Below are 12,461 nucleotides of genomic sequence, written 5' to 3'. Positions count from 1 at the left end.
GCACTCACCTTGAGAAGAGCGTGATCGGGTTGACGACGTCCGCGGTGATGGTCAGCAGCGTGAACACGCCACCGATCAGGATCACCGCGTACGTGAGGGGCATGAGCTTGAGGTAGTCGACGCGTCCGGGGTCGGCGCGGCCGATGCGGGCGTAGAGCCAGGAGCGGGCCCGCTCGAACCAGGCGATGGCGATGTGCCCGCCGTCGAGCGGCAGCAGCGGCAGCAGGTTGAACACGCCGATGAAGAAGTTCAGCGAGACGAAGAGCATGAAGAACAGCAGCCAGGCGTCGTTCTCGACGGCCTCGCCGCCGAGCCGGCTGGCGCCGACCACGCTGATCGGGGTGTCGATGTCCCGTTCCTCGCCGGTGATCGCCGCCCACAGCGCGGGGACCTTCTGCGGGATGCGCTTCATCGCCTCGTACGTGTTGACCGCCATGTCGCCGGTGAAGTCGGCGGTCGCGCCGACCGCGCCGACCGGCCCGTACGTCACCCGGGTCGGGGTGCTGGGCACGAGGCCGACGCCGAGCGCGGCGACGGGGGCGACCTGGCCCTTGGGGTCATCGAGCGGGGGCCGCTGGGTCTGCGCGAGCACCGTGCTGGCCGTGGCCGGCTGCCCGTCGCGCACGTACGCGATCTGCGCCGTGTCGCCCGGCTTGAGGCTGCGCAGCGTGGTGAGCAGCTGCCCGTAGTCGTTGATCGGCGTGCCGTTGATGGCGGTGATCCGGTCGCCGTCGCGCAGTTGCGCCTGGGCGGCGGGGCTGGCCGGGTCGGCGGTGGTGCACTCGCGCAGGGTGTTCTCCGGGACCACGCACTTCGACAGCGCGATGACGGCCGGCTCCTTGCGGATCTCCGCCTCGGTGCTCGGGAACTCCGGGTTGGGCAGGCCGGCGCTGATCGCGATGATCCAGAGGGCGATCACGGCGAGGGCGAAGTGGGTGATCGAGCCCGCGGACATCACGATCGTCCGCTTCCAGACCGGGTAGCGCCACATGGCGCGCGGCTCGTCGGCCGGGTCGACGTCGTCGTCCTGGGGGGTCATCCCGACGATCTTGCAGAAGCCGCCGAGCGGGATGCCCTTGACGCCGTACTCGGTCTCGCCCCGCTTGAACGACCAGAGCGTGGGGCCGAAGCCGACGAAGTAGCGGGTGACCTTCATGCCGAAGGCCTTGGCGGTGAGCATGTGCCCCGCCTCGTGCAGGCTCACCGAGACGAGGATCGCGAGGGCGAAGAGCACCACCCCGAGCAGGTACGCCATCAAGCTCCTTCCACCGAACCCGCGATGATGATCTCCTGCGCGTGCGCGCGCGCCCACGACTCCGCCGCGAGCACGTCCTCGACGGTACCTGGTTCGTCGAAGTCGGGAGCGTCCTCCAGCACCCGCCGGAGGGTGTCGACGATGCCGAGGAAGGGCAGCCGGCCGGCCACGAACGCCGCCACGCACTCCTCGTTCGCCGCGTTGTAGATGGCCGGCCGGCAGCGCCCGGCCTCGCCGGCGGCCTTGGCCAGCGCCACCGCCGGGAACGCCTCGTCGTCCAGCGGCGCGAACTCCCAGGTGTGGGCCTTCGTCCAGTCGACGGCGGCGGCGGCGTCGGGCACCCGGTCGGGCCAGCCGAGGCCCAGCGCGATCGGCAGCCGCATGTCGGGCGGGCTGGCCTGGGCGAGGGTGGATCCGTCGGTGAACTCGACCATCGAGTGGATCACCGACTGCGGGTGCACCATCACGGCGATGTCGGCGTACGGCACGTCGAACAGCTCGTGCGCCTCGATCACCTCCAGCGCCTTGTTGACCATCGTGGCGGAGTTGATCGTGACGACCGGCCCCATGTTCCAGGTCGGGTGGGCCAGCGCCTGCTCGGGCGTGACCCGCGTCAACTCGTCGCGCCGCCTGCCCCGGAACGGGCCGCCGCTGGCGGTGACGACGAGCCGCCGCACCTCGCCCCGGGCGCCGCCGCGCAGGCACTGGGCCAGCGCCGAGTGCTCCGAGTCGACGGGGACGATCTGCTCCGGCCGCGTCACGGCGGCCTTCACCAGCGAGCCGCCGGCGACGAGGGACTCCTTGTTGGCGAGCGCGAGCGTACGCCCGGCGCGCAGCGCGGCCAGGGTCGGCGCGAGCCCGAGTGAGCCGACCACGCCGTTGAGCACCACGTCGCAGGGCCACTGCGCCAGCTCGGCCATCGCATCCGGGCCGGCCACGATCTTGGGCAGCTTGAAGTCGCCGGTGGCCCAGCCGCGCCGGCTCGCCTCGGCGTAGAAGGCGAGCTGCAGGTCCTGCGCGGCGGACGCCTTGGCCACGCCGACCGCGTCGACGCGCAGTTCGAGGGCCTGGGCGGCGAGCAGCTCGACGTTGCCGCCACCGGCGCCGAGCGCCACCACCCGGAACCGGTCCGGATTGCGCCGGACGATGTCGACGGCCTGTGTGCCGACCGAGCCGGTGGAGCCGAGGAGAACAAGATCACGTGGGGACGTCACCGGGCCATTCTTCCCCAGCGCCGCCGGCCGCCCGCCGGGAGCCTCAGCCCTCCGCGTCGACCTGCCCCTCCGGGCTTTCCCCGCCTTCCTCCGGCGCTTCCTTGCCTTCGTCCGGTGCCGCCTCCCCGAGCAGGTCGGCCGGGTCGATGGAGAACTCGAACGGCTCCCGCATGACGAACCGGGTACCGGCGGCAGCGGCTGCCACCGGCCGGTACTCCCCCTCGGCAAGCTCGAACAACGCGATGGTGGGCACCCGGTTGCGCAGGTCGACGCGGAGGAAGAACGGCACGCCGACGGCCGCGTACTCCCGGGGCCGGTCAATGATGTCCTTGCGCCGATTGCCGGGCGGAACGATCTCACCGAGCAGCACGGCGTGCCTGATGTCCATCGTCGTACGCCCGCCACCCGGAACGTCGCGAATGACGATGTCCGGAATGAAGAGATCGTCGCCCGAGACGACGTTCGCCTCGAGGTAGAGCCACAGCTTCGCGCGGCGGGCCGCCTGCTTGAGCAGGTACGCGAGATCCAACTCCGCGTCCTGGTGGTCGTAACCGGCGTGTGGGGTCACGATCACGCTTCCGCTCAGGACCTCAACCTTGGGGCCGTTGGTTTCCGGCAACAGGTCGAGGGCGAGCTGGGCGGTCCACGGCTCGTCGCGCCACCGCAGCACGTCGAACGACGGCTCGGTGGACTGCGACGCGGGTTCGGCCTGCTGCGGCGCCAGCTCCGGCGCGAAAGCTGCCTGGGCCATCCGGGCTCACCCCCTCAGCGGACATTCTGCTCAGGTCAGCCTAGCCGCCGCAGTCCCCGCCGCAGGGGATCGCACACCGGGTCCGACGCCGGCTGCCCCCGGCCCGGCGCGGGGCGCGCCGGAGCGGAAGCGGATCTCTCACGCCGGCCGGCCGCTCCCGGACCAGTGCCCCCGCACCCCCGGAAGACGGGCCGCGCGCACGCAGCTTTCTTTCATTGCATCGATCGCCATGGTTGAATTCCGGCATGCGAAGAGGTCTCGTCTGGCTGGCGGCCCTGCTGGTCGCCGCTCCCCTGCTCGTCAGCCCGGGCGTGGCCCAGGCCGCGACCACCACACCCTCGCTGGTCATCGCCAGCGACTTCCCCGATCCCGACGTCGTCAAGTTCGGCGGCACCTACTACGCGTACTCGACGAACAACGGGCACGGCAACGTCCCCGTCGCCACGGCCAGCTCACTGACCGGGGCGTGGACCAGGCGACCAGACGCGATGCCGACCCTCGGCGCCTGGGCCAACGGGGGCCTCACCTGGGCACCCGACGTGTCGCAGCGGGCCGACGGGCGCTACCTGCTCTACTACACCGCCCGCAGCCGGGCCACCGGCCGGCAGTGCATCGGCGCCGCGCTGGCCACGTCACCGCTCGGGCCGTTCGCCTCCGTCGGCACCCAGCCGCTGGTCTGCAACGCCGGCGAGGGCGGCGACATCGACGCGGCGAGCTTCACCGACAGCACCGGGCTGCGTTACCTGCTCTACAAGGACGACGGCAACGCCATCGGCCAGCCGACGAGCCTCTGGCTGCAACGGGTCGCCGCCGACGGCGTGACCCTCCAGGGCGCCCGCGTCGAGCTGCTGCGCAGCGGTCGCGCCGAGGAGGGCGGCATCATCGAGGCGCCGGTGCTGACCAAGGTCGGCGCGCAGTACGTGCTCTTCTACTCGCTCGGCGGCTACGGCGGCGACGGCTACCAGACCAGCTACGCCACGTCGACCTCGCTGACCGGCCCGTACACCAAGGCGTACCGCTCGCTGATGACCACGGCGTCGCTGGACTCGGCCGTGCGGGGGCCGGGCGGCGCGGACGTGGTCCGCGAGGCCGGCGGCGACCACATCGTGTTCCACGGCTGGATCAACAACTACTCCGCGCGCGGCATGTACGTGGCGGTGCTGGGCTGGGCCGGCGGCAACCCCGTGGTGCGGGGCAGCCGGGTGCGGTACGAGGCCGAACGCGGCTCGCTCAGCAACTGCGCGGTACGCGCCGCGCCCAACACCTCCCAGGGGCAGGTGGTGGCCTACATCGACCACGCGGACAGCTGGGTCGACGTCACCGTCTTCGCGCCCAGGGCCGGCGGGTACCGCGTCCACGTCGCCTACGCCGCCGGCTACGGCGACGCCCAGCACACGCTGACGGTCAACGGCGCGAACCCGAAGGTCGTCACCTATCCCGCCACGGGCTGGGACGTCTGGCGGCAGGTGGGGGTGGACGTCACGCTCAACGCGGGCTTCAACACGCTCCGGTTCACCCACCTGAGCCGCTGGGCCGAACTCGACTTCGTCGAGGTGGCCTAGCGCGCCCCGCCCGGCTCCGCCGGAGGCGCGTGGAGATCTTGGTGGGAAAGTGCCCCTCCGGGGGCCGATTCCTGCCAAGATCTCGACGCGGACCGGGGCCGGAGCGTCCCGTCGTACGGACAGCCGCGGCGGGCGGGGTCGTTGAACGGCTCAGTCCCCGGCAGCGGTCAGCACGAAGGTCTCCAGGGACTCGCCGCCGTACCAGTCCGAGCGGCGGCCCACGTGGGTCATGCCGAGCCGGCGGGCCACCGCCATGGACGCGGTGTTGCCCGGCGCCACCACCGCGTGGACCTCGCGGGTGCCGGCGGCCAGTTCCCGCGCCACCGCCGCCCGGGCGGCCTCGGTGGCGTACCCGTGACCCCACGAGTCGGGGTGCAGGTGCCAGCCCACCTCGATGTCCTCGGTCGGCACGCCCTCGTCCCGCCCGGGCAGCGGCTTGAGCAGCAGCGTGCCGACCACCACGACGGTGTCGCGCACCTCGATCGCCCACGTGCCGTACCGGTCGCCGTGGTCGGCGTGCCGCTCGCGCCACGTCGCCAGCCGGTCGGCGGCCTGCGCCGGCGCGGTCAGCGGCAGGCCGGGCGCGCCCAGCCAGCGGGTTACCTCGGGACGGGAGTAGATGTCGAAGATCCGGGTCAGGTCGGCCGGGTCGGCGGTCCAGTTCCGCACGACCAGGCGTTGCGTGGCGAAGATCCCCATTCCGGCGATCCTAGTGAGCGCTGCCGCCCGGGGACGACGAGCGCTCCCCACTCAGACGCGACGGGGGGCCGGGTCCACGGCCCCGGCTGCCGGGGGCGACGTGCCGCACGGCACCCACGCGGGCGGCGATCTCGTGCGTGACGCGGGGCGGTACGGGGAAAGAACCCGCGATGGGCGACGGATGGCGACGGGCGAAGCGGATCACCAGTGCGGCGTTCCGCCCGCTGCGGGGGCGGGACCTGTCCCTGCACGCCGCCGCCATCACCTTCTACGGGGCGATCGCCGTGGTGCCGGTGGCCCTGCTGGCGATCTGGCTGACGTCGCTGCTGGCGGGAGGCGAGCGGGTGCGCCGGCTCACCTCGTACGCCGTGGACACGCTGCCGGACGCGATCGGCGCGCCCCACGCGGTGCAGGCGCTGGTCGGGGCCGGGGTGGGGTTGACCCCGTTGCTGGCCCTGGCGTCGCTGCTGCCGGCGTCGCTCTACGGCGAGGGGCTGCGCCGCGCCTTCGTCTCGGTCGCCGTGCCGCGCAGCGAGGAGTCGTTGGTCGGCTGGCGGGGCCGGCTGCTGCTGCTGCCTCTGCTGGCGCCGGCCCCGGCCCTGCTGCTGTCGATCCTGCTCGCGCTGCCCACCACCACCGGGCTGGTGCGGCAGGGCGGCTGGACCGGCGCGCTGGGGGTGGTGCTGTCCTTCCTGGCGGTCTGGCTGGTACTCACCCCGGTGCTGCTCTGGGTGTTCCGGGTGGTCGGCCCCGCGTCGCCGGACTGGCTCTCCGCGCTGGTCGTCGGGTCGTTCACCGCGGCCAACCTGTCGGGCTTCCTGCACGGCTTCGTGCTCTTCGCCTCGCTCCCGATCGACCTGGGGGTGCCGTTCGGGGGCTTCGACGAGATCGGCGCGGGGGTGGCGGTCCTGCTCTGGCTCTACCTCTTCCACGTGATCGTGCTGGCGGGCTACTCCGCCACCCTCGCCCTCTCCCGCTGGCGCGACCGCCGCGCCGCCGCACCGGTTGAGCGGGCCGACGGTCAGGGCCGGAAGGGGCCGGTGACCTCGTAGGTGATCCCGTCGCTGCCGATGGAACTGCCGGAGGCGCCGCGCTGGGACGAGAAGTAGAGGCGTGACCCGTCCGGGGAGAACGCCGGGCCGGTGATCTCCGAGCCGGACTGGCCGAGAACGCGCAGGAACGGGGCGACCACGCCGGCCCGGGTGATGACGTTGATCTCCATGTCGCCGCCGTCCTCGGCGACGTAGAGGTCCCCGCCGGCGGTGCCGGTGATGTTGTCGACGCCGGTCAGCGGCGCCGCCCCGGCCGGCACCAGCGAGTCGTCGTACGCCAGGTCGAGACGCTGGTTGACCGCGTCGTACGCCCACACCCGGTTGTCGCCCTTGGTGGTGAACCAGCAGGTGCCCCGGTCGTACCAGCACCCCTCGCCGCCGTCGAAGTGGCGGGCCGCGCCGACCTGCCGGCGGGTCGGCACCGGGAAGCCGTCCCGGTCCGGCAGGTCGCGCCAGGTCACCGGCCCGGTCACCTGGTCGGCCGGGGCGCAGAGCACCTGCACCTTCCCCGTGCGCAGGTCGCCCCAGGTGTCGGGGACGAAACGGTAGAAGCAGCCGTCGTCCTCGTCCTCGGTCAGGTAGACCACCCGCCGGTCCGGGTCGCAGGCGGCCGCCTCGTGGGTGAACCGGCCCATCCGGGTCCGCTCCTCGGCCGCCCGGCTGCCGTCCGGCCAGGTCTCGAACACCCGGCCCAGCGGCACCTCCTCGCAGGACAGCCAGGTGCCCCAGGGGGTTGCCCCGCCGGCGCAGTTGACGTTGGTCCCGCCGAGGATCCGGTACGCCGCCGCGATCGAGCCGTCGGCCCGGAAGCGCACCGCGGAGGCGCCACCGACCAGCGGCACCTCGGAGTTGGAGACGTAGATCCAGCCGTCTCCGGCCGGGAAGCAGGCGCCGCCGTCCGGGGCCAGGTGCCACAGGTACGAGGTGCCGGGCACCCGCTGCCCGGATCGGGCGACGACCCGGCTGGTGAAGCCGGCCGGCAACTGGAGGCCGTTGCCGTCGGCGCCGAGCAGGTCGCCGTACGGGCCGGGTCCGGGTTGGGCGGGGGCGGCGAGCGCGGCGCCGGCCCAGAGGCTGCCGGCGAAGGCGGCGCCGCCGGCGACGGTGGCGCGCAGCAGGGTACGACGGTCCATCGGAGACTCCCGGAGGGTGCGGGGACGATGCCCCGTCGACGCTAGGGCCGACGGGGCATCGATGGAAGCCTCTATTTGGTGAACGCGGGGTGACGGGCCTCCGGAGCCGCCGGCCCGGGCTCGTCGTCGGACTCCTTGATGCCGAAGCGGCGGTAGACGCGGGCCAGCGGGCCGGGGGCCCACCAGTTCCAGCGGCCCAGCAGCCGCATCGTGGCCGGGACCAGCAGCGCCCGGACCAGCGTCGCGTCCACCACGATCGCCACGATCATGCCGATCCCGATGAGCTTGATGTACGCCATCTCGCCCGTGGCGAAGCCGGCCACCACGATGATCAGCAGCAGCGCCGCCGCCGTGATGATCCGCCCGGTGCGCTGGAGCGCGGTGGCCACCGACGCGGTGTTGTCGCCGGTGCGGTCCCACTCCTCGCGTACCCGGGAGAGCAGGAACACCTCGTAGTCGGTCGCCAGCCCGAAGAGCACGGCGAGCATGAGGATCGGGTTGCTCGGTTCGATGAACCCGGTCGGGGTGAAGCCGAGCAGGTCGGCGAAGTGCCCGTCCTGGAAGATCCAGACCACCACGCCGAACGACGCGCCGATCGACACCAGGTTCATCAGCACCGCCTTGACCGGCAGCACCACCGAGCCGAAGGCGAGGAAGAGCAGGACCAGGATCGCGGCGGCCATCAGCAGGGCCATCCAGGGCAGCCGGTCGGCGAGGCCGTCGATCAGGTCGAGGTCGACGCCGGGCCGGCCGCCGACCAGCACCTCGGCACCGCCCGGCGCGGGCAGGGCGCGCAGCGCCCGGACCACGTCGTGCGCGGCGTCACCGGTCGGCTCGCCCGGGTAGGTCACCGTCAGCAGCGTCGACGTGCCCCGGTTGGCCGCCACCTGCACCCCGGTCACGCCCGGCACCGCGGCCACCCGGTCGGCGAAGGGCTGCACCTGCTCCGGGGACACCCCGGAGACCAGCACGTCGATCGGCGCGATCGTGCCGCCGGGGAACTCCGCGGCGATCCGCTCGGAGACCACCCGCGGCTCGGCGCTCGCGGGCAGCACCCGGTCGTCGAACCCGCCGAACTCCATCCGCAGGATCGGCGTGGCCAGCAGCAGGAGCAGCACGGACACCCCGACCAGGTAGCGCACCGGGCGGCGCATCACGCTGTGCGCGATCCGGGCCCAGGCGCCGCCCGTCCCCCCCGCCGCCGGCCGCCCACCGCGCGCCCCACGCCGCCACGGCAGCGGTACGCGCAGCGCGTCGATCCGGTGGCCGAGCACCGCGAGCAGGGCCGGCAGCACGGTCAGCGCGGCCAGCATGGCGACCAGCACGGCGGCCATCCCGCCGAGCGCCATCGAGCGCAGGAACGCCTGCGGGAAGATCAACAGGCTGGCCATGGCGGTCGCGATGGTGAGCCCGGAGACCAGCACCGTCCGCCCGGCCGTGGCCATCGTCCGCCGGATCGCGGCCGGGGTGTCCCGGCCGGCGGCCAGCTCCTCGCGGAACCGGCTCACCACGAACAGGGCGTAGTCGACCGCCATGCCCAGGCCGATCAGGGTGATGACGTTGATCGCGAACACCGACACGTCGGTGACCATGTTGACCAGCCGGACGGCGACGAACGCGCCGAGGATGGCGAGCCCGCCGATCAGCAGGGGCGTGGAGGCCGCCACCAGCCCGCCGAAGATCAGCACGAGCAGCACCAGCAGCACCGGCATGGAGAGCAGTTCCGCGCGGGTGATGTCCTCGGTGGTCTGCGCGTTCGACTCCTGAAGGGCCGCCGTGGCGCCGCCGACCTCGGTCCGTACGCCGGGCGCCGCCAGGGCGGGCCGCAGTTCCTCGTACGCGGCGGCCTTGTCGTCCTTGTCGGCGGCCCGGAGCTGGATCAGCGCGTAGGTGGCCCGGCGGTCGGTGGAGAGCAGCGCGGGGGCCTGGGTGTCGTACCAGGTGGTGACGCTGGTGATCTCCGATCGCTGGCGCAGCCCGGCGACGGTGGCCGCGACCGGGTCACGGAAGGCGGGCTCATCGACGGTCGGCCCGTCGCTGGACCAGAGCACGACGAGGTCGGCGCCCTGCGGCCCGAGCTCGCGGGTGATCCGCTCGGCGGCCCGGCTGGACTCGCTCGCCGGGTCGTCGAAGCCGCCACCGGTGAGCTGCCCGAAGACCCCGACCCCCCAGGTGGAGCCGACCGCGACGAGCACCAGGGCGGCGGCCAGCACCGACCAGCGCAGCCGTACGACCATCTGTCCCCACCAGGCGAACATTCGCCTCCCCCTCCGACGACGGCTAGGCTGTGACCATCGCTCATTTGAGTGAACGCCGTTAACTATGGCAACGGCGGTCGATTCGGTCAAGGGAGTCAGCCGGATGGACGCACCGAGCCGACGGGAACGCCTACGCTCGGCGACGGTCGCCGAGATCAAGGACGGGGCTCGGCGGCTGTTGGTGACGGGCGGGGTCGACGCCGTCTCGCTGCGGGCCATCGCCCGCGACATGGGCATGACCGCGCCGGCCATCTACCGCTACTTCCCCAGCCTGGAGGCCCTCGTCGCGGCGCTGGCCGGCGACCTCTACGACGAGCTGCGGCTGCTGCTGGAGGCGACCCGGGACGACGCCGGCCCCGACCCGGTCGACCAGCTGCTCACCATGTCCCGGACGTTCCGCGCCTGGTCGGTGGCGCACCCGGCCGAGTTCGGGCTGATCTTCGGTGCCCCCACCCCCGGCCGCAACGCGCTGGTCGGCGGCGGCGACCAGGGTCACCCCGGTTCGCGCTTCGGCGCGGTCTTCATCCAGCCGATCCTCGATCTGTGGCACCGCTCCCCGTTCCGCACCCCGCCGCCCGAACTGCTCCGGCAGCGCCTGGGCGGGCGGCGGCTGGAGCCGCTGCGGATCAGCCACGGCGAGGTGCCGGTCGAGGTCGCGTACGCCTTCCTCGCCGGCTGGACCCGGCTCTACGGCCTGGTCGCCATGGAGGTCTTCCACCAGTTCGACTGGGCGGTCACCGACGCCGAGGCGCTCTTCGAGCTGGAGCTGGAGACGTTCACCGCCCAGCTGCTGGCCGCCCCACCGACGGACGACGACCCGTCGACGGCCGCCCCGGCGGTGAAGGGCTGACCGCTGGTGAGCGCTGACCGGCGGCCGAGGGCTGACCGGGTGGTGAAGGGCTGACCGGTGGGGCCTGCGGGCAGTAGGCTCCCCCGGCATGGGTGACGAGCTGCCGACCCGGGCCGACGTGGTGATCGTCGGCGCCGGGCACAACGGTCTGGTGTCCGCGATCCTGCTCGCCCGCGCCGGGCTCGACGTGCTGGTGCTGGAGGCGGCCGACGTCATCGGCGGGGCCACCCGGACGGAGGCCCCGTTCCCCCGGGTGCCGGGGCTGCGCCACTCCACCGGGTCGTACCTGCTCGGGCTGATGCCGCCGGAGCTGCTCGCCGCGCTCGACGTGCGCATCCCCGTGCTGCGCCGCGACCCGCACTACTTCCTGCCCACCCCCGGCGGCCCCGGCTCGCCCTACCTGCTCTTCGGCAGCGACACGGCGGCCACCCGGGCGCAGCTCGCGGAGTTCTTCTCCCCCGCCGACGCGGCCGCCGACGACGCCCTCCAGGCCGAGCTGGCCGCGCTGCGCGACGACCTCGCCCCCGCCTGGCTGGCCGAGCCGCTGCCCGTCGAGGAGACCGCCGAGCGGTACGTCCGGCCGGCGCTGCGGCAGGTCTTCGTCGACCTCGTCCGGGGCTCGGTCGCCGCGCACCTGGCCCGCTTCGACTTCCGCTCCGAGCTGCTCGTCAGCATGTACGCGGTCACCGACGGCCTCTCCGGGCTCAACGCCGGCCCCGACGACCCGGGCACGGGGCACAACTTCCTCGTGCACAACATGTGCCGGCTGCCCGGCTCCGACGGCACGTGGATGATCGCCGAGGGCGGGATGGGCACCGTGTCGCGTACCTTCGCCGACGCCGCCCGCGCCGCCGGCGCGACGATCCGCACCGGCACGCCGGTCAGCGCGATCGCCCTGGACGGCGGCGCGGCCGGTGGGATCGTGCTCGCCGACGGGCGGGAGGTCGCCGCGCGGGTGGTGCTCGGCGCCTGCGACCCGTACCGGTTGATGGACCTGCTGCCCGACGGCGCGCTCCCGGCGCCGCTGGCCGAGCGGATGACGGCGGTCCGCCGCCCCGGCACCACGCTCAAGCTCAACCTGGCGCTGACCGGTCTGCCCCGGTTCTCCTGCCTGCCCGAGGGCGCGCCCAGCCCGTTCGGCTCGACGATCCACCTGCTGCCCGGCTCGGACTCGCTGACCGGCGGGGGCGGGGAGTCGCCGATGGCGGCGCTGCGCGCCATGTGGGCGGACGTGCAGGCGGGGCGGCTGCCCGACGAGCCGACCATCGAGTGGTACCTGCACACCACCGTGGACCCGTCGCTGTCCGACGGCCACGGGCACCACTCGTCGGCGCTCTTCGTGCAGTCGGTGCCGTACGCGCTGGCCGACACCACCTGGGACGAGGCGCTGCCCGGCTACGTCGACCGGCTGGTCGGCATCTGCGAGCGGTACGCCCCCGGCACGGGTGACCTGATCGCCGACGCGGTGCCGCTGCCGCCGCCCGGCATCGAGGCGCACTTCGGCATCACCGGCGGGCACATCCACCACGTGGACAACACCGTCTCGTTCACCGACCGGATGCCATACGCCACCGGCGTCGACGGCGTCTACGCGGGCAGCGCCGGCTGCCACCCGGCCGGCAGCGTCATCGGCGCCGCCGGCCACAACGCCGCCCGCCGCATCCTCACCGACCTGGCCCGCTGACCC

10 protein-coding genes are annotated in these 12,461 nt (G+C 73.4%); 4 read left to right on the top strand and 6 right to left on the bottom strand.

Annotated features, from left to right (window positions below):
* Positions 1–4 precede the first annotated feature (4 nt).
* The 3 genes from AC5L34_RS11470 to AC5L34_RS11460 are packed head-to-tail and all read right to left on the bottom strand — an operon-like array spanning position 5 to position 3,220.
* Positions 5–1,255: a M50 family metallopeptidase gene (locus AC5L34_RS11470; RefSeq protein ID WP_441175335.1), complete on the bottom strand. Its 1,251-nt coding sequence runs from the start codon at positions 1,253–1,255 to the stop codon at positions 5–7.
* Complete coding sequence (gene dxr / locus AC5L34_RS11465; protein ID WP_441175336.1) at positions 1,255–2,469, bottom strand: 1-deoxy-D-xylulose-5-phosphate reductoisomerase; 1,215 nt, start codon at positions 2,467–2,469, stop codon at positions 1,255–1,257. Before dxr ends, AC5L34_RS11470 begins: the two co-directional genes overlap by 1 nt.
* A 43-nt stretch (positions 2,470–2,512) precedes the next feature.
* Positions 2,513–3,220: a Uma2 family endonuclease gene (locus AC5L34_RS11460; RefSeq protein ID WP_494824803.1), complete on the bottom strand. Its 708-nt coding sequence runs from the start codon at positions 3,218–3,220 to the stop codon at positions 2,513–2,515.
* 245 nt (positions 3,221–3,465) lie between these two features.
* Here AC5L34_RS11460 and AC5L34_RS11455 point away from each other — a divergent pair, with 245 nt between their 5' ends.
* On the top strand, positions 3,466–4,782 hold the full coding sequence (locus tag AC5L34_RS11455; protein ID WP_494824802.1) for a family 43 glycosylhydrolase: 1,317 nt from the start codon (positions 3,466–3,468) through the stop codon (positions 4,780–4,782).
* A gap of 150 nt (positions 4,783–4,932) precedes the next feature.
* Here the strand turns inward: AC5L34_RS11455 and AC5L34_RS11450 are convergent, their stop codons facing one another.
* On the bottom strand, positions 4,933–5,481 hold the full coding sequence (locus AC5L34_RS11450) for a GNAT family N-acetyltransferase (protein ID WP_494824800.1): 549 nt from the start codon (positions 5,479–5,481) through the stop codon (positions 4,933–4,935).
* Between the two features lie 170 nt (positions 5,482–5,651).
* Here AC5L34_RS11450 and AC5L34_RS11445 point away from each other — a divergent pair, with 170 nt between their 5' ends.
* Positions 5,652–6,533, top strand: a complete 882-nt coding sequence (locus tag AC5L34_RS11445) for a YhjD/YihY/BrkB family envelope integrity protein (RefSeq protein WP_441175340.1) — start codon at positions 5,652–5,654, stop codon at positions 6,531–6,533.
* Here AC5L34_RS11445 and AC5L34_RS11440 read toward each other — a convergent pair.
* Together AC5L34_RS11440 and AC5L34_RS11435 are read right to left on the bottom strand one after the other, a co-directional pair.
* Entirely contained in the window at positions 6,503–7,666 is a 1,164-nt protein-coding gene (locus AC5L34_RS11440; protein ID WP_441175341.1) for an alkaline phosphatase PhoX, read from the bottom strand. The two genes, AC5L34_RS11445 and AC5L34_RS11440, sit on opposite strands and share 31 nt — an antisense overlap.
* Positions 7,667–7,737: 71 nt before the next feature.
* A complete protein-coding gene (locus AC5L34_RS11435; RefSeq protein ID WP_441175342.1) occupies positions 7,738–9,924 on the bottom strand; it encodes an MMPL family transporter in 2,187 nt (728 codons plus the stop codon).
* A gap of 103 nt (positions 9,925–10,027) precedes the next feature.
* On the opposite strand from AC5L34_RS11435, the gene AC5L34_RS11430 reads away from it, so the two are divergent.
* Both AC5L34_RS11430 and AC5L34_RS11425 read left to right on the top strand, forming a co-directional pair.
* Positions 10,028–10,774, top strand: a complete 747-nt coding sequence (locus AC5L34_RS11430; RefSeq protein ID WP_441175343.1) for a TetR/AcrR family transcriptional regulator — start codon at positions 10,028–10,030, stop codon at positions 10,772–10,774.
* A gap of 88 nt (positions 10,775–10,862) precedes the next feature.
* A complete protein-coding gene (locus tag AC5L34_RS11425) occupies positions 10,863–12,458 on the top strand; it encodes a phytoene desaturase family protein (protein ID WP_494824797.1) in 1,596 nt (531 codons plus the stop codon).
* Positions 12,459–12,461: the final 3 nt, after the last annotated feature.

The sequence above is a fragment of the Micromonospora sp. ZG13 genome (assembly GCF_059359355.1).
The sequence above is the reverse complement of the archived record's forward strand: the minus strand, read 5'-3'. Positions and strand labels throughout refer to the sequence as shown.